This window comes from Streptomyces fulvorobeus, from assembly GCF_013167895.1.
In the GTDB taxonomy this organism is placed as follows: Bacteria; Actinomycetota; Actinomycetes; order Streptomycetales; family Streptomycetaceae; genus Streptomyces; species Streptomyces fulvorobeus.
The window spans coordinates 6,402,824-6,429,439 of the sequence record NZ_BLWC01000001.1 but is presented as its reverse complement, the minus strand read 5'-3'; the positions used below and the strand labels follow the sequence as shown (position 1 = coordinate 6,429,439).

1 protein-coding gene and 1 pseudogene (1 of these 2 running past the window's edge) are annotated in these 26,616 nt (G+C 74.0%); both read right to left on the bottom strand.

What is annotated here, in order from left to right; genetic code table 11:
- Nucleotides 1-12: 12 nt before the first annotated feature.
- Complete coding sequence (locus tag Sfulv_RS28835; RefSeq protein ID WP_173317331.1) at nt 13-16,305, bottom strand: type I polyketide synthase; 16,293 nt, start codon at nt 16,303-16,305, stop codon at nt 13-15.
- 273 nt (nt 16,306-16,578) lie between these two features.
- Nucleotides 16,579-26,616, bottom strand: a pseudogene (locus tag Sfulv_RS31775) (type I polyketide synthase) (its annotated part continues 18,189 nt past the right edge of the window); the annotation flags it as partial.

Below are 26,616 nucleotides of genomic sequence, written 5' to 3'. Positions count from 1 at the left end.
AGTGGGCCCCTGTCAGGAGTCCGTCGACCGGCCGAGTTCGTTGTCGATGAAGGCGAGGATCTCGTCGGCGCTGGCGGCCTCGATCCGTTCGGTGACGACGGCCCCGCCGGTCTCGGGTGCGGCCTCGTCCCACCTGGCGAGCAGGCGGCGCAGCCTCCCGGCGACTCCGGTCCTGGTCACCTCGTCGATCCCGCCTTCGGTGAGTGCCGCCTCCAGCCGGTCGAGCGCGGTCAGCGGCGAGGTGTCCGCGCCGGGGGTGTCCGCGCCGAACAGGGCCGGGGCGAGGTGCCTGGCGACGGCGAGCGGCGTGGGGTGGTCGAACACGAGGGTGGAGGGGAGCCGTACGCCGGTGGACGCGGCCAGCCTGGTGCGCAGCTCCACCGCCATCAGCGAGTCGAAGCCCAGCCGGCTGAAGTCCCGGTCGGCCGGGACCGCGTCCGCGGAGGGGTGCCCCAGTACGGCGGCGGTGTCGGACCGCACCAGTTCGACCAGTGCCCTCTCCCGGTCCTGCTCACCCAGTGCGTGCAGGCGGTCCGCCAGGGGGACGGCGCGGGCGTGGGGCGAGGCCGTGCGGCGGCCCGTGGCCATCAGCCCGCGCAGGATCGCGGGGACCTGGGCCGGCTGGGGCGCTCCGGCGGCCATCCGCACCGGGACGACCAGCGCCTCGTCGCGCGCCATGGCGGCGTCGAACAGGGCGAGGCCCTGTTCCACCGACAGCGCGGCGTGCTCCGAGCGGGACATCCGCCGCAGGTCGGTTTCGTTCAGCGTGCTGGTCATGCCGCTGTTCTGGGCCCAGGGGCCCCAGGCCAGTGAGACGGCGGGCAGGCCGAGGGCGGCGCGGTGCCCGGCCAGCGCGTCCAGGAACGCGTTGGCGGCGGCGTAGTTGCCCTGGCCCGGTCCCCCGGTGACGCCGGCGACCGAGGAGTACAGGACGAACGCGGCCGGCTCGTGGCCGAGGCTCAGCGTCGCCTCGTGCAGCCACCAGGCCGCGTCCGCCTTGGGACGCAGGACCCGGTCCACCAGATCGGGGGTGAGCGAGCCGATCGTGGCGTCGCCCAGCACTCCGGCGGTGTGCACCACCGCGGTGAGCGGGTGTTCGCCCGGCAGACCCGACAGCAGCGTGTAGAGCGCCGTACGGTCGCCGACGTCGCAGGCCGCGACGGTCACCTCGGCGCCCAGGGAGGTCAGTTCGGCCCGCAGTTCCCGCGCCCCGGGTGCGTCGAGGCCGCGACGGCCGGCCAGCAGCAGGTGCTTGATGCCGTGCGCGGTCACCAGGTGGGTGGCGAGCGCGCTGCCGAGGCCGCCGGTGCCTCCGGTGATCAGTACGGTGCCGTCGCGGTCCCAGGAGCCGACCCCGTCCGGGGCCGGGGCGGCGCTGCTGCCGGGCAGGCGGGACAGGCGGGCCACCCGTACGACGCCGTCGCGCAGCACCGCCTGGGACTCACCGGCGTCCAACAGCCCCGGCAGCGCGGTGAGCGCCGCGGGGAGGGCGTCGGGGTCGTCGAGGTCGAGCAGGAAGAAGCTGTCGGGCTCCTCCAGTTGGGCGGAGCGCACCAGACCCCACACAGGGGCGGCGGCCAGATCGCGCAGGTGCTCGGTGCCGACGCCGACCGCGCCACGGGTGACGAACACCAGCCGCGCCGCGGCGGCCCGGGGATCGGCCGACCAGGTGCGCAGCAGATCGAGGGCGGCGGCGGTCGTGATCCGCAGGGCGTCCGGGACGCTCCCGGCCTCGGCCGGCTCCCCGGTGAGGGGGGCCAGTACAACATCGGGGAACGGCCCGTCGGCCGCCAGCAGCGAGGTCAGCGACCCGGCGCGTGCGGTGGACACCCCGTCCACCGCGTCCAGCGCGGCCGTCAGGCCCGCCGGGTCCGCGCCGACGACCGCCCAGCGCAGGGTGGCCGGGGGCGCGGACGCCGCCGCGGGCACCGGTGTCGTCTCCCATGCGACGCCGAGCAGCGGAGCGGGCTCCGTGGCCGGCGCGGCCTCCGGCGCGGCGGCGAGCGGGCGGACGGTCAGCGAGCGGGCGGAGAGCACCGGTGCGCCCTGCGGGTCGACGGCCGTCAGTGAGACGGTGTCCTCGCCGGTGGCGGTCAGCCGTACCCGTAGCGCCGTGGCGGCGCCCGCGTGCAGGGTCAGCCCGTGCCAGGCGACGGCTTCGACTCCCCCGGCCCGCGCTTCCGCGTCGAGCAGTGCGGCCGCGCGGACGGCGGTCTCCAGCAGCGTCGGGTGCAGGGTGAAGGCCCCGTCCGCGCCCGCCTCCTCGGCGAGCGAGACTTCCGCGTACACCGCGCCGTCCAGCCGCCAGGCCGCTCCGGTCCCGGCCGGTCCGGTGGCGTGAGCGAACGGGAGGGCTTCGGCGCCCGCGGGCGGCCAGGCGGTGGTGTCGAACGGTGTGTCCGGCGTCGTTGTCCGGTCACCGGCGCTCAGCACTCCGGTGGCGTGGCGGGTCCACGGCAGGTCCTCGGTGGACTCCCTGCGGGCGTGCACGTCCAGGGGCCGGCGGCCCGCCTCGTCGGCGGCGCCCACCCGTACCTGGATGCGCACGGCGCCCTCGTCCGGTACGAACAGCCCGCTCTCCAGGGTCAGTTCCTCGACCAGCGCGCAGCCGACCTCGTCACCGGCGCGTACGGCCAGTTCGGCGAGGGCCGCGGCGGGCAGCGGCACATGGCCTTCCGCGGTCCGGTGGGCCGCCAGCCAGGGCAGCGCCGGAAGCGACAGGCGGCCGGTGAGGACCACGTCGTCGGAGCCGGCCACCGTGGTCGCGGCGCCCAGCAGCGGGTGTCCGGCGGCCACCAGGCCGAGGCCGGAGGCGTCGCCTGGCGCGGCCACGGACGTCCGGGGCCAGTAGCGCTCGCGCTGGAACGCGTAGGTCGGCAGTTCGGTGCGCCGGGCGCCGGTGCCGGAGAAGACACCGCTCCAGTCGGCCGCGACGCCGTGGGCGTGCAGTCGGGCCAGGGCGGTGAGGGCGGTCGCTTCCTCGGGCCTGTCCTTGCGCAGGACGGGCACCACGACGCTCTCGTCGGGCACGCAGGCGCGGACCAGGGCGCACAGCACTCCGTCGGGGCCCAGCTCCAGGAAGGCGCCGACGCCGTTGCCCGCGAGGGTGCGGACGCCGTCGGCGAAGCGGACCGCCTCGCGCACGTGCCGTACCCAGTAGTCGGCGGTGCCCAGTCGGCCGTCCGTGGCCGGCTCGCCCGTCAGGTTCGACACGAGCGCGATGCGCGGCGGGTGGTAGGTGAGCTTCTCGGCGACCGCCCGGAACTCCTCCAGCATCGGGTCCGTCAGGGGCGAGTGGAACGCGTGGCTCACCGGGAGCCGGCTCGTCCTGCGTCCCTGGGCCGTCAGCCGCTCGGCGGCCTTCAGCACCCGGTCCTCGTCGCCGGAGATCACCACCGCCGTGGGACCGTTGACGGCGGCGATCGCCACCCGGTCGCACAGCAGCGGCCGGACCTCGTCCTCCGTCGCCTCGACGGCGACCATGGCGCCGCCCTCGGGCAGCGCGTCCATCAGCCGGGCGCGGGCGGTGACCAGGCGGGCCGCGTCCTCCAGCGAGAACACCCCCGCCACGTGCGCGGCGGCGATCTCACCGACGGAGTGCCCGGCCACGAAGTCCGGGGTCACCCCCCAGGACTCCACCAGCCGGAACAAGGCCACCTCGACCGCGAACAGCGCGGGCTGGGTGTACGCGGTGCGGTTGAGCAGTCCGGCGTCCTCGCCCCAGATCACCTCGCGCAGCGGGCGGTCCGCATCCGCGTCCAGGTGGGCCAGGACGGAGTCGAGGGCGTCGGCGAACACCGGGAAGCGTGCGTACAGTTCGCGGCCCATGCCCAGCCGCTGGCTGCCCTGGCCGGAGAAGAGGACGGCCGTCGGGCGTTCCACGGCCACTCCCCTGGCCACCACCGGCGCGGACGCGTCCGCGCCGGTGGCCGGGGACAGCAGCACGGCCCGGTGCTCGAAGGCCGACCGGCCCTCGAACAGCGACCGTCCGATGTCGGCCGGGGACAGGTCGGGGCGGGCCGCCACGAAGGACCGCAGCCGCTCCAGTTGTGCGTCGAGCGCCGCTTCGCTCTTGGCCGCCACGAGCCACGGCACGACGGCGGGTGCCGTCCCGGAGGCATGCGGGGCGGCCACCGGTTCGGCGGGCGGGGCCTGCTCCAGGATGACGTGCGCGTTGGTGCCACTGATGCCGAAGGACGACACACCGGCCCGGCGGGCGCGCCCGGTCTCCGGCCACGCGCGCGGCCCGGTCAGCAGCTCGACGGCGCCCGAGGCCCAGTCGACCCGGGTCGAGGGCTCGCTGACGTGCAGCGTCCGGGGCAGTGTGCCGTGCCGCAGCGCCAGCACCGTCTTCAGGACGCCGGCGACACCGGCGGCGGCCTGGGTGTGTCCGAGGTTGGACTTGACCGATCCGAGCAGCAGGGGGCGCTCGGTGTCCCGGTCGCGCCCGTAGGTCGCCAGGAGGGCTCCGGCCTCGATGGGGTCGCCCAGCGTGGTGCCGGTGCCGTGCGCCTCGACGGCGTCCACGTCGGCCGTGGTGAGGCCGCCGGCGGCCAGGGCCTGGCGGATGACGCGCTGCTGGGAGGGGCCGTTGGGGGCGGTGAGCCCGTTGGACGCGCCGTCCTGGTTGACGGCGGAACCCCGCAGGACGGCCAGGATCTCGTGGCCGTTGCGCCGGGCGTCGGACATCCGCTCGACGACGATCACCCCGACGCCCTCCGACCATCCGGTGCCGTCGGCCGAGTCGGAGAACGCCTTGCAGCGTCCGTCCGGGGCGAGTCCGCCCTGCCGGGTGAATCCGGCGAAGCTCGTCGCGGTCGACATCACGGTGACGCCGCCGACCAGTGCCATGGAGCACTCGTCGGCGCGCAGCGCCTGGGCGGCCCAGTGCAGGGCGACCAGCGAGGAGGAGCAGGCGGTGTCCACGGTGACGGCGGGGCCCTCGAAGCCGAAGGCGTAGGAGAGCCTGCCGGAGATGACGCTGGCGGCCAGCCCCGTCCCGGCGTGGGCCTCCACGTCCTCGTTCGCCTTGAGGATCAGGTTGGCGTAGTCCTGGCCGTTGGTGCCGACGAACACACCCGTCCGGCTGCCGCGCAGTGCGGCCGGGTCGGTCCCGGTCCGCTCGAACGCCTCCCAGGCGGTCTCCAGCAGCAGCCGCTGCTGCGGGTCCATGGCGAGGGCCTCACGCGGGGAGATGTCGAAGAAGCCGGGGTCGAAGTCGGCGGCGTCGTAGAGGAATCCGCCTTCGCGGGTGGCGCTGCGGCCCTGGCCGGCGCCCGCGAGGACGTCGAGGTTCCAGCCGCGGTCGGTGGGGAACTCGGCGATCCCGTCGCGGCCCTCGGTGAGCAGTTGCCACAGGTCCTCGGGCGAGCGCACCCCGCCGGGGAAGCGGCAGGCCATGCCGACGACGACGACCGGATCGTCGGTGACCGCGGTGGGGGCGGCGGGTGTGGCGGATGCCGGGGCACTGTCGTCGCCGAGCAGTTCGGCGACGAGGTGGCCGGCCAGCGCGTGTGCGGTCGGGTAGTCGAAGACCAGACCTGCGGGGAGCGCCAGACCGGTCGTCCGGGCGAGCCGGTTGCTCAGTTCGACCGCGGTCAGCGAGTCGAAGCCGAGGTCGCGGAAGGCCTTGTCGCCCTTGATCGCGTCGGCTCCGGTGTGGCCGAGTACCGCGGCGGCCTGGGTGCGGACGAGGTCGAGCAGTACGGCGGTCCGCCGGGGTCCGGTGGCCTCGCGCAGCTGCTCGCGCAGCCCGGAGGCGGCCGTCGCGCCTTCGCGGTGCGCCTCGTGCACCGCCGTCAGCGCCTTGCGCGCCTCGGGCAGGTCGGCGAGCAGCGGGCTGGGGCGCAGGCTCAGCAGGGCGTTCAGCAGCTGCGGCTGCTGAAGGTCGGCGAGGACCACGGTCGGTTCGGGTTCCACGACGACGTGGAGCAGGGCGGAGACGGCCAGCTCCGGGTCGAGCGCGCCGGGTCCGTCCGCGGGGGTGGCGTGGCCGGCGTGGGCCGACTGGCCCGCCATGCCGCCGCCGCCCCAGGCGCCCCAGGCGATCGAGGTCGCGGGCAGGCCGAGGGTGCGGCGCCGCTCGGCCAGTGCGTCGAGGACGGCGTTGGCCGCCGCGTAGTTGGCCTGGCCGGGGTTGCCGACGGAGCCCGCCACCGAGGAGAACAGAGCGAACACCGACAGGTCGAGTTCGCGGGTCAGTTCGTCGAGCAGCAGGGCGGAGGCGACCTTGGAGCGGAACACCGTGTCGAACCGCTCGGCCGTCAGCCCGGCCAGCACCCCGTCGTCCAGCACACCCGCCGTGTGCACCACTCCGGTCAGCGGACAGTCCTCGGGGACGGCCGCGAGAACCGCGGTCAGGTCGTCGCGGTCGGCCGCGTCACCGGCGGTGAGGGTGACCCGGGCGCCGAGAGCGACCAGTTCGTCCCGCAGTTCCTCGGCGCCGGGGGCCTGCGGCCCGCGACGGCTCAGCAGCACCAGGTGCGGCACGCCCTCCCTCGCCAGCCGCCGCGCGACATGAGCGCCGAGCGCGCCCGTGCCACCGGTGACGAGCACCGTGCCGGAGGGCCGCCACCGCTCCTCGGTGGGGTCCGCGCCCGCGCTCTGCGGGGTGGGCGCGGTGACCATCCGGCGGCCGAACACGCCCGAGGCGCGGACCGCGACCTGGTCCTCGCCGTCCTGGCCGGTCAGTACGGCGAGGAAGCGGCGTACCGTCCGCGCGTCGAGTTCTTCGGGCAGGTCGACCAGTCCGCCCCAGCGCTGGGGCTGTTCGAGGGCCGCGACGCGGCCGAGACCCCATACCGCGGCCTGCGCCGGACTGGCGAGCGGCTCGGAGCGGACGGTGGAGACGGCGCCACGTGTGACGGCCCACAGGGGGGCCGTGAGACCCGCGTCACCGAGAGCCCGGGTGAGGGCGGCGGTGGCGGTCAGGCCCGCCGGCACGCCGCAGGGGCCGGCCGACTCGTCGAGGGCCAGCAGCGACAGCACGCCCGCGATCCCGGCCGGGGCGTCGGACGCGGCCTCGGTGAGCCGCTCGACGAGTCCGGTCGTGCCGGCGTCCACGCGTACGGCGGCCTGGCCGAGCGCGTCGACGAGCGAGGTCACCCACGCGTCGGCGGTGCCGGCCGCGGGCGTCAGCACCAGCCAGGTCCCCGGCAGGGGCCCGGCGGAGCCGCTGACCGCCAGCGGCTTCCAGCTCTGCCGGTAGCGCCACGCGTCCACGGCGGAGCGGGCCTTGCGGCGCGTGCGCCACGACGACAGGGCGGGCAGTACGGCCCCGAGTGAGGCGCCGTCCACGTCGAGCCCCGCCGCGAGGGACTCCAGGTCCTCCCGTTCCACCGCGGCCCAGAACTCCGCGTCGGCCGGGTCCGTGCCGTCGGCGGGGGCCGCGGTGACGAGCTCGGGCCAGAACCGTTCGCGCTGGAAGGCGTAGGTCGGCACGTCGGACTGCCGGGCGCCGGTGCCCTCGAAGAGCTTGGTCCAGTCGAGGGCACCACCCGCGACATGGAACTGGGAGAGCGCGGTGACCAGCGCGGTTTCCTCGCCGCGGTCCTTGCGCAGCGCCGGGACGACCACGGCGGTCGCGGGCGCGCTCTCGCGGGTCATAGCGGAGAGCACGCCGTCGGGGCCCAGCTCCAGGAACGTGGTCACGCCCTGTTCGGCGAGGGCGCGGATGCCGTCGCCGAAGCGCACGGCCTCGCGGACATGGCGTACCCAGTACGCGGCGGAGCACAGTTCACCGGCGGATGCCACGGCTCCGGTCAGGTTCGACACCACGGGGAGGGTGGGCTCGGTGTACGACAGGCTCTCCGCGACCGTTCGGAACTCCTCCAGCATCGGGTCCATCAGCGGCGAGTGGAAGGCGTGGGACACCCGCAGCCGGGTGGCCTTGCGGCCGTCCTCCTCCAGTCGCGCCGCGACGGCCAGGACCTCGTCCTCGTGGCCGGAGATCACCACCGACGAGGGGCCGTTGACCGCGGCGATCGACACCCCGCCGGACAGCAGTGGCAGGACCTCGTCCTCCGTCGCCCGTACCGCGACCATCGCGCCGCCGGCCGGCAGTGCCTGCATCAGCCGTGCCCGCGCCGCCACCAGCGTGCAGGCGTCCTCCAGCGAGAACACCCCGGCCACGTGCGCGGCGGCGATCTCACCGACGGAGTGCCCGGCCACGAAGTCCGGGGTCACCCCCCAGGACTCCACCAGCCGGAACAAGGCCACCTCGACCGCGAACAGCGCGGGCTGGGTGTAGCCCGTCCCGTCGAGCAGCTCGGCGTCGTCACCCCACATCACCGCCCCCAGCGGGCGGCCCGTCTCGCCTTCCAGCGCGGCGAGTACGGAGTCCAGTGCCTGGGCGAACACCGGGAAGCGGCCGTACAGCTCCCGGCCCATCCCCAGCCGTTGCGAGCCCTGCCCGGAGAACAGCAGCGCCGTCGTCTGTTCGGTGGCCAGGCCCCGGGCGATCTCCGCGATGCCCTCTGTGGTCGCCAGCAGTACCGCGCGGTGCTCGAAGAGGGAGCGGCCCGTCGCCAGCGAGTGGCCGACGTCGACCGCGGCCCGCCGGGTGTGCTCCCGTGCGAAGTGCCGCAGCCGGCCGATCTGTCCGTCCAGCGCCGCTTCGCTCTTGGCCGATACGAGCCACGGCACGACGTCCGAGGTGGTTCGGGGGGCCGTCTGCGCGTCGGTGTCCGGCTCCGGGTCCGCCTGTTCCAGGACGACGTGCGCGTTCGTTCCACTGATGCCGAAGGACGAGACGCCGGCCCGGCGGGCGCGTCCGGTCTGCGGCCACGCGGTGTTGTCGGCCAGCAGTTGCACGGCGCCGGCCGACCAGTCGACGTGCGTCGAGGGCTCGGTCACGTGCAGCGTCCTCGGGAGCGTCCCGTGGCGCAGGGCCATCACCGTCTTGACCAGACCGGCGGCGCCCGCCGCGGCCTGGGTGTGGCCGATGTTGGACTTCACGGAGCCCAGCAGCAGCGGCAGTTCCTGGTCGCGGTCCTGGCCGTAGGTGGCCAGCAGCGCCTGCGCCTCGATCGGGTCGCCGAGCGGTGTTCCGGTGCCGTGGGCCTCCACGGCGTCCACGTCGGCCGGAGACAGTCCGGCGTTGGCGAGCGCCTGACGGATCACCCGCTGCTGCGCGGGGCCGTTGGGCGCCGTCAGACCGTTGGACGCGCCGTCCTGGTTGACGGCGCTGCCGCGTACGACCGCCAGTACCTTGTGCCCGTTGCGCCGTGCGTCCGACAGCCGTTCCAGGACCAGCACGGCCGCGCCCTCGGACCAGCCCGTGCCGTCGGCGGAGTCGGAGAATGCCTTGCACCGGCCATCGCCGGCCAGTCCGCCCATCCGGGAGAAGCCGGCGAAGTTGGCGGAGGTGGCCATTACCGTCACGCCGCCCGCGAGGGCGAGCGAGCACTCGCCGCTGCGCAGGGCCTGGGCCGCGAGGTGCAGGGAGACGAGGGAGGACGAGCATGCGGTGTCGACCGACATCGCCGGGCCCTCCAGGCCGAGCGTGTAGGCCAGCCGGCCGGAGACGACACTGACCGCGAGGCCGGTGGTGGCGTGGCCCGCCATGTCGTCCTTCGCCCGCATGACGAGGCCGGCGTAGTCCTGGCCGCTGACGCCGACGAAGACTCCGGTGCGACTGCCGCGCAGGGTGGCCGGGTCGATGCCCGCCCGTTCGGCGGCCTCCCAGGAGACTTCGAGCAGGACGCGCTGCTGCGGGTCCATGGCGACGGCCTCGCGCGGTGAGATGCCGAAGAATCCGGCGTCGAAGTCGGCGACGTCCCGGAGGAATCCGCCCTGGCCCTCGGTCGCGCCGATGGTGGTGTCGGCCTGCCAGCCGCGGTCGTCGGGGAAGCCGGAGATGGCGTCCCCGCCGGAGAGCACCAGGTCCCAGAGGCCTTCGGGCGAATCCACGCCGCCGGGGAAGCGGCAGCCCATGCCGACGATCGCGATCGGATCGTCGGCGGCGTCGGAGTCGTCGCGCGACTCGCGTACGGCGACCGTCGCGGCGACGCCGTCGCCTACCAGCTGGTCGAGCAGCTGGGCGGCGAGCCGGGCCGGTGTCGGGTAGTCGAAGATCAGGGTCGCGGGCAGTGTCAGTCCGGTGGCGCTCGCCAGCCGGTTGCGCAGTTCGACGGCGGTCAGCGAGTCGAAGCCGAGCTGGCGGAACTCCCGCTCCACGGCGATGCCTTCGGGCGAGGAGTGGGCAAGCACCGCCGCGGCCTCGGTGCGGACGAGGTCGGCGAGCAGCCGGGGCCGCTCGTCCTCGCGCAGCGCCGCGAGCCGCTCGACGAGGCTCGCGCGCGACACCGCCGAGGCTCCGCCCTTGGCGGCGCGGCGGCCGCTGCGCACCAGGCCGCGCAGGAGGGCGGGGACGCCGTCAGCGGACGGGATCGTACCGCCGGAGACGGCCAGCGGGACGATCAGTGCCTCGTCGCTCGTGGTCGCGGCGTCGAACAGTGCGAGGCCGCGCTCCACCGCGATCAGCGGCATTCCGGAGCCGCTGCTGACGCGGCGCACGTCGTGGTCCTCCAGCGCGGCGGTCATGCCCACGCCCTGTTCCCAGGCGCCCCAGGCCAGGGAGAGGCCGGGCAGGCCGAGGGCGCGGCGGTGGGCGGCCAGGGCGTCGAGGAAGGTGTTGCCCGCCGCGTAGTTGGCCTGTCCGGGGCTGCCCATGACGCCGGCGGTGGACGAGTAGAGGACGAAGGCGGCGAGGCCCAGGCCGCGGGTCAGCTCGTGCAAATTCCACGCCGCGTCCACCTTCGGACGCAGCACCCCCGCCAACCGCTCCGCACTCAGCGAACCGACCACACCGTCATCCAGCACACCCGCCGTATGCACCACCGCCGTCAACGGATGCTCCACCGCCACCGACGCCAACAACCCCGCCAGCGCCTCACGATCAGCCACATCGCACGCCACCACCTCAACGCGCGCACCCAACACCCGCAACTCGTCCGCCAGCTCCACCGCCCCCGGCGCCTCCCACCCACGCCGACTGGTCAACAGCAGATGCCGCACCCCACGCTCCGCCACCAAATGACGCGCCAGCACCCCACCCAGACCACCCGTACCACCCGTCACCAACACCGTGCCCCGCGCATCCCACACCCGCGGCATCGACAACACGATCTTGCCCACATGCCGCGCCAGACTCATGAACCGAAACGCCTCCCGCGCCCGGCGCACATCCCACACCCGCACCGGCAACGGCTCCACAACCCCACGCCCGAACCACTCCACCACCACCGACAGCATCCGCTGGATCCCCACCGGATCCACCCACCCCAGGTCGAACGCCCGGTACTCCACCCCCGCCGGCACATCCCCCGCCGCCCGCACATCCGTCTTGCCCATCTCCAGGAAACGCCCACCCGCACCCACCAGACGCAACGACGCATCCACGAACTCACCCGCCAACGAGTTCAGAACAACATCCACACCCCCACCACTGACCGCACGGAACGCCCCCTCGAACTCCGTCGACCGCGACGACGCAATGTGATCGTCCGCCACCCCCAACGACCGCAACACCTCCCACTTGCCCTCACTGGCCGTCGCGAAGACCTCCGCACCCAGATGACGCGCCACCTGAACCGCCGCCATACCCACACCGCCCGCACCGGCATGGATCAGCACCTTCTCCCCCGGCCGCACCCCACCCAACTCCACCAACGCGTAATACGCCGTCAAAAACACCAACGGCACCGACGCCGCAACCTCCCACGACCACCCCTCGGGGATGGGGGTCATCATGCGTTCGTCGCCCACCACATGGGTGCCGAAGCCGCCGAAGAGCATGCCCATGACCCGGTCGCCGACGTTCAGTCCGGTGACGTCGGGTCCGGTCTCGACCACGACGCCGGCCGCCTCGGAGCCGAACAGTCCGGCGTCGCCGGGGTACATGCCCAGGGCGTTGAGGACGTCGCGGAAGTTGACACCGGCGGCGCGGACCTCGATCCGCACCTGGTGACCGGTCAGCGGCTCAAGGACCTCGGGGAAGGGTGCCAGGGTCAGCCCGTCCAGGCTGCCCTTGGCCCTGCTGTCCAGCCGCCAGGGCCCGCCCGTCGGGGGCACCAGGCCCGTGCCGGACTCCAGCCGGGCGAGCCGTCCCACCCGCAGCGCGCCTTCGCGGACCAGTGCCTGAGGCTCGTCGGCGTCCACCAGGCCCGGCAGTCCGGGGAGTACGGGCGCCGACTCGTCGGCGTCGTCGGCGTCCACGAGCAGGAACCGTCCGGGGTTCTCCGCCTGCGCGGAGCGCACCAGGCCCCACACCGAGGAGGCGGCGACATCCGTGATGTCCTCGTCTCCGGACGCGGTCGCGCCACGGGTGACGAACACCAGCCGCGAGTCGGCGAACCGCTCCTCGGCCAGCCACTGCTGCACCAGGGTCAGGGTGTGGAGGGCGAGTTCGTGGGCCGACTCCGCGCCGCGCGCGCTGTCGCCCCGGAGCGGCACGACCACGATGGCCGGAACGGCCGCGTCGTCGCGGGCCGCCAGGTCGGCGAGGGTGGCCGCCGGGGCGCCGAGGCTGACGGCGCCGGTCGACGCGAGGGCCGCGCCCAGCCCGAGTTCGTCGGTGCCGAGTACCACCCAGGTGGTGTCCGCGGGCACCTTCTCCGGCGTGCCGGGCACCCAGTCGACGCGGAAGAGGGAGTTCAGTTCGTCGCGACGGCCGGTGTCGGCGGGCTGCGGCCCGGCTGCCCGCAGGATCAGCGAGTCCACGGAGATCACCGGTTCGCCCTGTACGTCGACGGCGGCGAGCTGTACGGAGTCCTGGCCGTTGCTGGTCACCCGGACGCGCAGGGTGGAGGCCCCGGAGGCGTGCAGGGCGACCCCGTTCCATGCGAAGGGCAGAAGACTGCGGTCGTCGCCGTCCGCGCTGGCGAAGACCGTGCTGTGCAGGACGGAGTCGAGCAGGGCCGGGTGCACACCGAAGTCACCGGCGTCGCCGACAGCGCGGTCGAGGGCGACCTCGGCGAAGATCTCCGTATCCCGGCGCCAGACGGCGCGCAGACCGCGGAAGACCGGGCCGTAGTCGAGTCCGTTGCTCGCGTAGCGGTCGTAGAGCCCTTCGATGTCCACCACGGTGGCGCCCTTGGGCGGCCATACGGCTCCGTCGAAGGCGAGTACCTGCTCGCCGTTGCCGATCCGCCCGGAGGCGTGCAGCGTCCACTCGTCGTCGCGGGCGTCAGCGGGGCGGGTGTAGAAGCGCAGCTCGCGGCGGCCCTCCTCGTCCGCGCCACCGATGGAGATCTGCACCTGGACGGCGCCGGTGCGCGGCAGGATGAGCGGGGCGGACAGCATCAGTTCTTCGACGCGGTCGCAACCGGCCTGGTCGGCGGCCCTGATGGCGAGTTCGAGGAAGCCGGTGCCGGGGAAGAAGACCATCCCGCTGACGACGTGGTCGGCCAGCCAGGGGTGGGTGGCCAGCGAGAGGGTGCCCGTCAGCAGAAGTTCGTCGGACCCTGCGACGGACATGGCGGCGCCGAGCAGCGGGTGGTTGGCGGACGTGAGTCCGAGACCGGTGGCGTCGGCCGGCTGGAAGGTCGTCTTCGGCCAGTAGCGCTCGTGCTGGAAGGCGTACGTCGGCAGATCCACCGGCTGGGCGCCGGTGCCCGCGAAGAACGCCGCCCACTCCACCTTCACGCCTCGGACGTGCAGGTGGGACAGCGCGGTGACGAGCGTGTCTTCCTCGTCACGCCCCTTGCGGAGTGCCGGTACGGTCACGGCCCCCTCGGACACTGACTCCTGCGCCATGGCGGAGAGCACCCCGTCCGGGCCCAGTTCCAGGAACGTGGTCACGCCCTGTTCGGCGAGGGTCCGGACGCCGTCGGCGAAGCGCACGGCCTCACGGACATGCCGCACCCAGTACCCGGCCGAACACAGCTCCTCGGCCGACGCCACCACCCCCGTCAGGTTCGACACCACCGGAATGACCGGCTCGGCATACGACAGACCCTCCGCGACCGTCCGGAACTCCTCCAGCATCGGATCCATCAACGGCGAGTGGAACGCGTGCGAGACCCGCAGGCGCGTCGTCTTACGCCCCAGCTCCGCCAGTTGCGCCGCCACCTCCAGGACCGCCCGCTCGTCACCGGAGATCACCACGGACGACGGGCCGTTGACGGCCGCGATCGAGACCTGGCCCTCCCGCTCGGCCAGCAGCGGCAGCACCTCGTCCTCCGCCGCCCGCACCGCCACCATCGCACCACCGGCCGGCAGCGCCTGCATCAGCCTCGCCCGCGCCGCCACCAGCTTGCAGGCATCCTCCAGCGAGAAAACCCCCGCCACATGCGCCGCCGCGATCTCACCGATGGAGTGCCCCGCCACGAAGTCCGGGACCACACCCCACGACTCCACCAGCCGGAACAACGCCACCTCAACCGCGAACAACGCGGGCTGAGTGAAGCCCGTTTCGTTCAGGAGCTCGGCGTCCTCGCCCCACATCACCTCACGCAGCGAACGGCCCAACTCGCCCTCGAACTGCACCAGTACGGAATCCAGCGCCTCCGCGAACACCGGGAACCGGCCGTACAACTCCCGGCCCATCCCCAACCGCTGCGAACCCTGACCCGAGAACAACACCGCACTCTTCGTGCGTCCCGAGACCAGGCCCTCCACCGTGCCGGACGCCGTGCCGTTCGTGAGCCAGGCCGCCAGTGCCGCACGCCCTGAGCCGCCGTCCTCGTCCGCGACGACGGCGAGGCGGTGCTCCAGGCTCGCCCTGGACGTCGCCAGGGACAGTGCGGTGTCCACCGCGCGCAGGCCGGGCTCGCGCTCCAGCCTGCTGAGCAGCGCGGCGGCCTGGTCGCGGAGTGCTTCGGCGGTCCGGCCGGAGACGATCCACGGCACCGCGGTCGCGCGGCGCGCGGGGGCGGTCTCCTCCGGCTCGGCGGGGGTCGTGTCGGCGTGCGGCGCCTGCTCGACGATCACATGGGCGTTGGTGCCACTGACTCCGAAGGAGGAGACACCGGAGCGGCGCGGGCGGCCGGAGTCCGGCCACTCGCGCGCTTCGGTGAGCAGTTCGACCTTGCCCGCCGACCAGTCGACGTGCGAGGACGGCTCGTCCGCGTGCAGGGTCTTCGGCACGACGCCGTGCCGCATCGCCATGACCATCTTGATGACGCCGGCGACGCCGGAAGCGGCCTGCGTGTGGCCGATGTTGGACTTCACGGAACCGAGCAGCAGCGGGCGGTCCCGGTCCTGGCCGTAGCCCGCGAGCAGGCTCTGCGCCTCGATGGGGTCGCCCAGCGGCGTGCCGGTGCCGTGGGCCTCCACGGCGTCCACGTCGGCCGGGCCGAGGTTGGCGTTGGCGAGTGCCTGACGGATCACGCGCTGCTGCGAGGGGCCGTTGGGCGCGGTGAAGCCGTTGGAGGCGCCGTCCTGGTTGACCGCGGAGCCCCGGATCACGGCGAGGACGGGGTGTCCGTTGCGCTGTGCGTCGGACAGGCGCTCCAGCATCAGGACGCCGGCGCCCTCGGACCAGCCGGTGCCGTCGGCCGACTCCGAGAATGCCTTGCAGCGGCCGTCCCTGGCGAGGCCGCCCTGTCGGCTGAACTCGATGAGCGAGCCGGGGGTGGACATCACGTTGACGCCACCGGCGAGCGCCAGTCCGCACTCGCCGTTGCGCAGGGACTGCACCGCCAGGTGGAGCGCGACGAGGGAGGACGAGCACGCGGTGTCGACGGTGATGGCCGGGCCTTCGAGGCCGAGCGCGTAGGAGAGCCGTCCCGACACGGCGCTGGCGGCGATGCCGGTGCCGACGTCACCGGTCGCGTCGTCCAGCGACCTGACCAGGAGGTAGGCGTAGTCCTGCCCGTTGGTGCCGATGAAGGCGCCGGTACGGGTGCCGCGCAGCCGGGTGGCGTCGATGCCGGACCGCTCGATGGCCTCCCAGGTCGTCTCCAGCAGCAGCCGCTGCTGGGGGTCCATGGTGACGGCCTCGCGGGGCGAGATGCCGAAGAACCCCGGGTCGAAGTCGGGCACGCAGCTGAGGAATCCGCCCTGCTGGCTGACGGAGGTGCCGCGCTCGTCGGTGGTGCTCTCGCGCAGCGCGTCCAGGTCCCATCCGCGGTCGGTGGGGAATCCGGAGATGGCGTCGGTACCGGAGGCGACGAGCTCCCAGAGGTCCTCCGGGGAGTAGACCTCTCCGGGGAACCGGCAGCTCATTCCCACGATGGCGATGGGTTCCCTGGCCGCGGCGACGAACATTCTGTTTTGTCGCCGCAGTCGCTCGGACTCCTTCATCGCGGCGCGGAGTGCTTCCACGACGCCGGCGGCGGGGGCGTTCTCGGTGGGGGCGTTCATGGTCTGCTCCGTCACTCTCGCGCTACAGGTCGGACTGGCCGTTGAGCGCGGCCCGTACCAGGTCTGCCACTGCCATCGAGTCGATGGACTCGTCGGACGTGTCGTCTTTCGCCGGGGCGCTCCCGCCCCGTCCTGCCAGCTGGAGCAGCGGTTCCAGCACACCGATGTCCCGCAGTTGTGCCAGCGGTACCGAGGCCAGCAGCGCCCGGATCTCCGCTTCTTCTCCGTCGGTCCCTGCCGCGTCCTCGGGCATCAGCTGTCCGAGGACGTGTTCGGCGAGGGAGGTGGAGGTGGGGTGGTCGAAGACCAGCGTCGCGGACAGGTTCAGGCCGGTCGCCTTGTTCAGCTGGTTGCGCAGCTCGACGGCTCCGAGCGAGTCGACTCCCAGGTCCCGGAAGGACTTCTCGGCGCCGACCGCGTCCGTGTCCGGATAGCTGAGTACCTGAGCGGCCTGGGTGCGGACCAGGTCCACGACGGTCTCCAGGCGCCGGTTCACCGAGAGGGCGGCGAGCCGGTACCGCAGCCCGGTCCCGGCGGCGGTGTCCACGGGCGCAGCCGTGGCGGCCACCATGCTGTCGTATCCGGGGAACTCCCGGAGCAGGGCGCTGGGCCTGGCCGTGCCGAAGGCCGCGACGAAGCGGTCCAGCGCGACCTCCGCGACGACCGCGGTCGGCTCGGGTTCCATGACCAGCCTGAGCATGGTCTCGCAGGCCAGTTCCGGGTCCATGGCGCCGATTCCGGCGCGCTTGGCGGCCTCGTCGGCCCCGGCTCCTTCTGCCATTCCGCCGCCTCCCCAGGCTCCCCAGGCGACCGAGGTCGCCGGGAGGTCCTGGGCCCTGCGCCGCTCGGCGAGGGCGTCCAGGACCGAGTTGGCCGCCGCGTAGTTGGCCTGGCCGGGGTTGCCCACGGCCGCCGAGGCGGATGAGAAGAGCACGAACGCCGCGAGGTCCGATCCACGGGTCAGTTCGTCGAGCAGGAGGGCCGAGGCGACCTTCGAGCGGAAGACCGCCTCGAACCGCTCCGGGGTGAGCCGGTCGAGTACTCCGTCGTCCAGTACACCGGCGGCGTGGATCACTCCGGTGAGCGGGTGCTCGGCCGGGATGTCCGCGAGTACGGCGGACAGTTGGACGCGGTCCGCGACATCGCAGGCCGCGACGGTGACCGTGGTGCCGAGGCCGTCGAGCCGGGCCCGCAGCGCGTCGGCGCCGGGCGCCGCGAGGCCGCTGCGACTGAGCAGCACCAGGTGCTGCACGCCGTCCTTGGCGAGCCGGAGGGCGACCTGCGCGCCGAGGGCGCCGGTGCCTCCTGTGATCAGCACGGTGCCGGTCGGGTCCCAGGTGCGGGCGGTCCTCTTTCCGGGGGCCTGTACGAGGCGCCGGGCGAGCACCGCGGAGGTGCGTACCGCGAGCTGGTCCTCGCCGTCGAGGCCGGCCAGTGCTCCGGCGAAGCCGACGGCGGTCCGCTCGTCGAGGGTCTCCGGGAGGTCGATCAGACCGCCCCAGCGCTCCGGGTACTCCAGCGCGGCGACCCGGCCGAGCCCCCATACGGCGGCCTGCAGCGGGTGGTCCACGGTGTCCGCGCGGTTCACGGACACGGCGCCCCGGGTGGCGCACCACAGCGGGGCCCCGATGGCGGCGTCGCCGAGCGCCTGGAGCAGCACGGCGGTGAGTGCGACTCCCCCGGGCACGCTGCCCGATGCGGTCTCCCGCAGGGCCAGGAGCGAGAGGACACCGGCGAAGCGGGTGCCGTCCGCGGTGCGTGCGCGGAGCTCCCCGGCCAGTGCGGCGCGGTCGGGGTCGGCCACCGGCAGCCGTACGACTCGGGTGCCCAGCGTGTCGAGCGCGGAGCCCACCCAGGGGTCCTCGGCGAACTCGGCGGGGATCACGGCGAGCCAGGTGCCCGTCAGGGCCTTGCGGTTCGCGGTGGCTCCGCCGGTCAGGGCCTTCCAGACGATCCGGTGGCGCCAGCCCTCCATGACCGATTCGTCGTTCTGCTGCCGCCGCCAGTCGAACAGGGCGGGCAGCACCTTCGAGAGGGCGTCGCCCTCGACGTCCAAGGTGGCCTCCAGCGAGGCGAAGTCCTCCTGTTCCACGGCGTCCCAGAAGGCACGGTCCGTGGTCCGGGTGTCCTGCGCGTCGCCGGCCGTGGGGGTGACGCCGGGCATGACGTCCGGCCAGAAACGGCCGCGCTGGAAGGCGTACGTCGGCAGGTCCAGCCACTGGGCTCCGGTGTCCGCGAAGAACGCGGACCAGCGGGGGCCCGCTCCGTGGACGTGCAGCCGGGCGAGCGCGGTGACGAGGGTGGTTTCCTCGTCGCGGTCCTTGCGCAGGGCCGGTACGACGACGGCGCCCTGCGGTGCCGTCTCCTGGGCCATGGCGGCGAGGACGCCGTCCGGGCCCAGCTCCAGGAACGTGGTCACGCCCCGGTCGGTGAGGGTCTGTACACCGTCGGCGAAGCGCACGGCTTCACGGACGTGGCGTACCCAGTACCCGGCCGAGCACAGTTCCTCGGCGCTCGCCACGGCGCCGGTCAGGTGGGAGACCACTGCGATGCGCGGAGCCTCGTACGCCAGGCTCTCCGCGACCGTGCGGAACTCCTCCAGCATCGGATCCATCAACGGCGAGTGGAAGGCGTGCGACACGCGCAGGCGCGTCGTCTTACGCCCCAGCTCGGCCAGTTGGGCCGCGACCTTCACCGCCGCCTGCTCGTCTCCGGAGATCACCACGGAAGCGGGGCCGTTGACGGCCGCGATCGACACACCCTCGACCAGCAGCGGCAGGACCTCGTCCTCCGTCGCCTGCACCGCCACCATCGCACCACCGGCCGGCAGCGCCTGCATCAGCCGCGCCCGCGCCGCCACCAGCTTGCAGGCATCCTCCAGCGAGAAAACCCCCGCCACATGCGCCGCCGCGATCTCACCGATGGAGTGCCCCGCCACGAAGTCGGGCTTGACACCCCACGACTCCACCAGCCGGAACAGCGCCACCTCGATGGCGAACAACGCCGGCTGAGTGAAGCCCGTCTCGTTCAACAGCTCGACGTCCTCGCCCCACATCACCTCACGCAGCGGGCGCTCCAGCAGCGGACCCAGTACAGCCAGAGCCGAATCCAGCGCCTCGGCAAACACCGGGAAGCGGCCGTACAACTCCCGGCCCATCCCCAACCGCTGCGAACCCTGACCCGAGAAGAGGAACGCGCGCTTTCCGACCCGCTCCACCTGGTGCTCGACCAGCCCGGGGGCCGTACGTCCCTCCGCCAGGGCGGTGAGCCCCGCCAGCAGGCATGCACGGTCGGTGGTCGTCAGGGCAGCCCGGTGGTCGAAGGCCGTGCGGGTCGTCGCCAGGGAGAACGCCAGGTCGGTCAGGGCGGCGTCCGGTCGTTCGGTCACCTGGGTGAGCAGCCTGCGGGCCTGGGCGCGCAGCGCGTTCTCGGACTTGCCGGAGAGCAGCACCGGCAGCGCCCCGGGTTCGCGGGCCGGGCCGTGCGGGGTGGTGACCGTGGGGTCGGTCCCGGCGGGCGGCGCCTGTTCCAGGATGACGTGGGCGTTCGTGCCGCTCGCGCCGAACGAGGAGACCGCGGCGCGGCGCGGGCGGTCGGACTCGGGCCAGGCGACCGGCTCGGTGAGCAGCCGGGCGGCGCCCGCCGTCCAGTCGACCTGAGTGGTCGGCGTCTCGGCGTAGAGCGACCTCGGCAGGGTGCCGTGCCGCATCGCCATCACCATCTTGATCACGCCGGCGACGCCGGAGGCGGCCTGGCTGTGACCGATGTTGCTCTTCAGCGAGCCGAGCAGCACCGGGCGCTCGGGGTCGCGGCCCTGGCCGTAGGTGGCCAGCAGCGCCTGCGCCTCGATCGGGTCTCCGAGCTTGGTGCCGGTGCCGTGGGCCTCGACGGCGTCGACCTCGGTGGCCGTCAGACCGGAATTGGCGAGGGCCTGGCGGATGACCCGCTGCTGGGCGGGTCCGCTGGGTGCCGTCAGGCCGTTGGAGGCACCGTCCTGGTTGATGGCGGAGCCGCGCAGGACCGCCAGGACGTGGTGGCCGTTGCGCTGGGCGTCGGAGAGCCGCTCGACGACGAGCATGCCCACACCCTCGGACCAGCCGGTGCCGTCGGCCGAGTCGGAGAATGCCTTGCAGCGGCCGTCGTCGGACAGCGCGCCCTGGGCGCTGAATTCGACGAAGCCCGCCGGGGTGGCCATGACGGTCACCCCGCCGGCCAGGGCGATGGAGCACTCGCCCGAGCGCAGGGCCTGGGCCGCGAGGTGCAGGGCGACCAGCGACGAGGAGCACGCCGTGTCGACGGAGACCGTGGGTCCCTGAAGGCCGAAGGAGTACGCGATGCGGCCGGACAGGAGGCTGGCCGACTGGGCCGTCTCCCACTGTCCCGCCTCGGCCGGCGGCCGGTAGTCGCCGCTGCCGCCTCCGACGTAGACGCCGGTGGTGCTCCCCCGCAGGGTCGCCGCGTCGATGCCCGCCCGCTCCAGTGCCTCCCAGGCGGCTTCGAGCACGATGCGCTGCTGCGGGTCCATCACTATGGCCTCGCGCGGCGAGATGCCGAACACGGCGGGGTCGAAGTCGGCGGCGTCGTAGAGGAAACCGCCGTTTCCGGTGGTGCTGCGGCCGCGGCCGCCCTCCGGCGGGCCGCCGAGCAGGGTGTCGAGGTCCCAGCCGCGGTCGGTGGGGAACTCGCCCACGGCGTCGGTCTCGTCGAGTACGAGCTGCCACAGGTCCTCGGGCGAGCCGACGCCACCCGGGTAGCGGCAGGCCATGCCGACGATGACGACGGGGTCGTCCCCGGTGTGCGCCGAGGGCACGACGAGGGCCGTGGTGTCCGGCAGTGCGCCGAGCAGCAGGCTGCGCAGGTGCAGGGCGAGTTCGGCCGGGGTCGGGTGGTCGAAGACCAGGGTGGCGGGCAGGGTGACACCGGTGGCGGCCGTGAGCTGGTTGCGCAGGTCGACGGCGGTCAGCGAGTCGAAGCCGAGGTCCCGGAAGGGCAGGTCGGACTCGACGGCGTCGGTGTTCGAGTGGCCCAGGACCACGGCGACCTTGTCGGTGACCAGGGCCAGCAGGGCGTCGTCGCGCTCCGTCTCGGGCAGCGCGAGCAGGCCGCGCCGGTAGGCGTCGTCCGCCGAGCGCTCGTCGCCGCGGTCGGTGTCGGCGGCGGCGATGGCGGTGCGCGCTTCGGGCAGGTCGGCCAGCAGGGCGGTGCGGCGGCCTTCGGTGAAGGCCGGGGCGAAGGTCTCCCAGCGCACATCGGCGATGGTGACAGCCGGTTCGCCGTCGGCGACGGCCCGGCCGAGCGCGGCGAGCGCCGCGTCGGGGTCGAGTACGGGCAGGCCGCTCAGCCGCAGGTGCGCGGCCATGGAGGGCTCGACCAGGTCCGACCAGGCGCTCCAGGAGACGGCGAGGGCGGTGGCGCCGCGGTCGCGGCGCCGGCGGGCGAGGGCGTCGAGGTACGCGCCGTGCGCGGCCTGCGCGGCCTGGCCCCGGACGCCCCAGACTCCGGCGATCGTGCCGAAGAGGACGAAGGCGTCGAGCGGCCGGTCACCGAGTACGGCGTCGAGCTGGACCGCTCCGGCGAGGGCGGCGGTGAGCCCCGCCTCTCCGGCGCCGATGCCGTCGGTGCCCGCCTCCGCGTGGATCACCGCGGTGAGCGGCAGGTCCGCGGGGAGCGTGGCCAGCAGGGCGGTCAGCGCGTCGTGGTCGGAGACGTCGCAGACGGCGAAGGTGACCGTGGCTCCGAGCTGTTCCAGTTCGGCTTGGAGCTCCTCGGTCCCGGCGAGGTCGGCCGCGTGGCGGCCGGTCAGGACGAGGTGCCGGGCGCCGTCGCGGGCCAGCCGGCGGGCGGCCCGGCCGCCCATCGCCGCGGCGCCGCCGGTGATGAGGACGGTGCCGGTGGGCCGCCAGGAGTCGCCGGACGGGTTGGCCGTCGTGGCGGTTGTACGGACCAGGCGGCGCCCGAGGGTCGCGGTGGCGCGGACCGCGATCTGGTCCTCGCCGTCGCGGTGGGTCAGGGCCGCCGCGAAGGCGGCGCCCGTGCGGTCGTCGAGCGTGGCGGGGAGGTCGATCAGCCCGCCCCAGCGGTCGGGGTGTTCCAGTGCGGCGACCCGGCCGAGCCCCCATACGGCAGCCTGTCCGGCGGCCCGCAGCGGCTCGGCGGCGGACACGGACACCGCGCCCCGGGTGACGCACCACAGCGGCGCGTCGATTCCCGCCGCGCCCAGGGCCGTCAGCAGCGCCTCGGGCCAGGCCGCCTCCGGCGGCAGGCCGGTGGCGTGCGTGGTGCCGGTGGCGAGCAGCGAGACGACTCCGGCGAAGCCCGCTGCGTCGCGGTCCTCGCGGGCCGAGGTGAGCAGCCGCGTCAGGTCCGCGGCGTCGGGCCTGGCGTTCACCCGTACGACGTCCGCGCCCAGCGCCTCGGCGGCGGCGTCCGTCCACGGGGACGGGTCACCGGCGGGCAGCAGCACGAGCCAGGTGCCGGACGGTGCGGCGGTCCGTGCGGGCAGCGGGGTCCAGGTCTCGCGGTAGCGCCAGTCGGCGCCGGCGGACTGCTCGCCGCGGCTGCGGCGCCACGCGGAGAGCGCGGGCACCATCGTGGTGACGGTGTCGCCGTCCAGATCGAGCGAGGCGGCCAGCGACTCGACGTCCTGGCGCTCGACGGCCGACCAGAACGCGGCGTCCACCGGGTCCGGCACGCCGACGGCGGCGATGGCCGCGGGCTCCGGCCAGTACCGCTCGCGCTGGAAGGCATACGTCGGCAGTTCGATCCGGCGCGCTCCCAGGCCCTCGAAGAACGCGGACCAGCGCGGTCCCGTCCCGTGGGTGTGCAAGGCGGCCAGTGCGGCGACGACGGCCGCTTCCTCGCTCTGGTCCTTACGCAGGAACGGCACGACCAGGGGCGCCGGCTGGGCCCCGTCCAGGCTCTGCTGGGCCATCGCGGAGAGCACTCCGTCCGGGCCCAGCTCGACGAAGGCGCCGACTCCGGCGTCCCGCAAGGTCCGTATCCCGTCGGCGAACCGTACGGCCTCGCGCACGTGCCGCACCCAGTAGGCGGGCGAGCGCAGCTCGTCGGCGGTCGCCAGGATTCCGGTGAGGTTGGAGACCACCGGGATACGGGGCTCTTCGAAGGTCAGTGTCTCGGCGACCCGGGCGAAGTCCGCGAGTATCGCGTCCATCAGCGGCGAGTGGAAGGCGTGCGAGACCCGCAGCCGCCGGGTGCGGCGGCCGTCGGCGGCGAACACCTCGGCGACCAGCAGCACGGCGTCCTCGGCGCCCGCGACGACCAGCGAGCGGGGGCCGTTGACCGCGGCGATCGACACGTTCGCGTCGAGCAGCGGGGCGACCTCGTCCTCGGTGGCCTCGACGGCGACCATCGCGCCGCCCTGCGGGAGCGCCTGCATCAGGCTGGCGCGGGCCGCGACCAGGCGGCAGGCGTCGGCCAGGGAGAACACGCCCGCCACGTGGGCGGCGGTGATCTCACCGATGGAGTGTCCGGCGACGAAGTCCGGGGTGATGCCCCACGACTCGGCGAGGCGGAACAGGGCTACCTCGACGGCGAACAGGGCGGGCTGGGTCCAGCCGGTCTCGTCGAGGAGTTCCGCCTCGAAGGTTCCCGGGAGGGCGAACAGCACTTTCCTGAGGGGGAATTCCAGCTCCGTGTCCAGGTGGGCGAGGACGGCGTCCAGCGCTTCGGCGAAGACGGGGAACCGCTCGTACAGCTCGCGGCCCATGGCGGCGCGCTGGCTGCCCTGGCCGGAGAAGAGGAACGCCGTCTTTCCGGGGGTGCGGCCGGCGACTCCGCGTGCGCCCTCGTGCACACCGTCCGCGTCGGCCAGCAGCACCGCGCGGTGCGGGAAGACCGTGCGGTCGGTGGCGAGCGAGCGGCCGATGTCCAGCGGGGACAGGCCGGTGTTCAGCGCGGCGAAGCCGGTGATCCGGTCGATCTGGGCCTGAAGGGCCTCACGCGTGCGGCCGGAGACGATCCACGGCACGACGGCGGGGGTGGGGGCCGGCTCGGCGGGCTGCTCCCGGGGCGCTGCGAGCGCCGGTGCCTGCTCGACGATGACGTGCGCGTTCGTACCGCTGACGCCGAACGCCGAGACTCCGGCGCGGCGTGGGCGGCCGGTCTCGGGCCAGGCGGTCTGTTCGGTCAGCAGCTCCACCGCGCCCGCCGACCAGTCCACGTGCGCGGACGGGGTACCGATGTGCAGGGACTGGGGCAGGGTGCCGTGGTGCATCGCCATCAGCATCTTGATGACACCGGCGACACCGGCGGCGGCCTGGGTGTGGCCAATGTTCGACTTGACGGTGCCCAGCAGCAGTGGGCGCTCCCGGTCCTGCCCGTAGGCGGTGAGCAGCGCCTGGGCCTCGATCGGGTCGCCCAGCGTGGTGCCGGTGCCGTGGGCCTCGACGGCGTCGATGTGGGCGGGGGTCAGTCCGGCGTCGGCGAGCGCCTGCTGGATGACCCGCTGCTGGGAGGGGCCGTTGGGGGCGGTCAGGCCGTTGGACGCGCCGTCCTGGTTGACGGCGGTCGAGCGGATGATGCCCCGTACCTCGTGCCCGTTGCGTACGGCGTCGGAGAGCCGCTCCAGGACCAGGATGCCGACGCCCTCGGACCAGGCGGTGCCGTCGGCGCTGTCGGAGAACGCCTTGCACCGGCCGTCGGGGGCCAGTCCGCCCTGCCGGGAGAACTCGACGAAGGAGTCGGGGCTCGACATCACCGAGACACCACCGGCGATCACCAGGGAGCACTCGCCCGCGCTCAGGGCCTTGCCGGCCCAGTGCATCGCGACCAGCGAGGAGGAGCAGGCGGTGTCGACGGTGACGGCCGGGCCCTCCAGGCCGAGCGCGTAGGAGAGCCGGCCCGACATGACGCTGGCGGTGTTGCCGGTGGCCACGTAGCCCTGTACGTCGGACAGCGACCGGCGCAGCAGGTTGGGGTAGTCCTGGCCGTTGGTGCCGACGAAGACGCCGGTGCGGGAGCCGCGCAGGGCCGAGGGGTCGATGCCCGCCCGCTCCAGCGCCTCCCAGGTGGCCTCCAGCAGCAGGCGCTGCTGGGGGTCCATGGCGAGCGCCTCACGCGGCGAGATGCCGAAGAAGCGGGCGTCGAAGTCGGCGACCCGGGTGAGGAATCCGCCTTCGAGGGTGTCCGACGCACCCGCTCCGAGCGCCTCGATGTCCCAGCCGCGGTCGTCGGGGAAGCGGGTGATGCCGTCCCCGCCCTCGACGAGCAGTTGCCACAGTTCCTCGGGCGAGCCGACCCCGCCGGGGAAGCGGCAGCTCATGCCGACAACGGCGATCGGGTCGTCGTGCACGGGCCTGCCGCTCGCCGCCGGGGCGGCGGCGCGCTCGGGCAGCGAGCCGAGGATCTCGGCGAGCAGGAAGTCCGCCATCTCGCGCGGGGTCGGCCGGTCGTAGACCAGGGACACCGGCAGGCTGAGCCCGGTGACGGCGGCCAGGGTGTTGCGCAGTTCGAGCGTGGTCAGCGAGTCGAAGCCCAGGTCGCGGAAGGCCCGGTCGTCCTCGATGGCGCCGGGGTCGCTGTGGCCGAGCACGGCGGCGACCTGGGTGCGCAGCAGGTCGAGTACGAACGCGCCGCGCTCGGCGTCCGGGAGCTCCTGGAGGCGCCGTCGCAGCCGCGTGTCGTCGCCGGTGGCGCCGGTCGGCGCGGTGGCCGACTGCCGTACTTCCGGCAGGTCGCCGACGAGCGGCAGCGGGCGGGCCGAGGCGAACGCCGGGACGAAGCGGGCCCAGTCGATGTCGGCGAGGGCGAGGGCGGTGTCGTCCTGCTCGATGGCGCGGAGCAGGGCGCGTACGGCGGGTTCCGGCGCGAGCGGCTCGAAACCGCCGCGCCGGACGCGCCGCTCGATCTCCGCCGCGTCGGCGACCATGCCCGATCCGGCCCAGGGGCCCCAGGCGACGGAGAGCGCGGTGCGGCCGTGGGCCCGCCGGTACTCGGCGAGAGCGTCCAGATAGGCGTTGGCCGCGGCGTAGTTGCCCTGTCCGGGGGCGCCGAAGACACCGGCGGTGGAGGAGAAGAGGACGAACGCGGACAGCGGGAGGTGGGCGGTCAGCTCGTGCAGGTTGAGGGCGGAGGCGACCTTGGCGTCCAGTACGGTCCGGAAGCTGTCCGGGGTCAGGGTGTCCACCACGCCGTCCTCCACGACACCGGCCGTGTGGATCACCGCGTGGAGCGGGGCGTCGTCGGGGAGGGAGTCGAGCAGGGCGGCCAGGGCGTCGCGGTCGGCGACGTCGCAGGCGGCGATGGTGACCCGGGCGCCGAGGCCGGTCAGTTCGCCGCGCAGCGCGTCCGCGC

What these genes read in the sequence shown, in the direction of transcription:
- Sfulv_RS28835 (WP_173317331.1), bottom strand. Translation starts at nt 16,305, where the DNA reads ATGAACGCCCCCACCGAGAACGCCCCCGCCGCCGGCGTCGTGGAAGCA.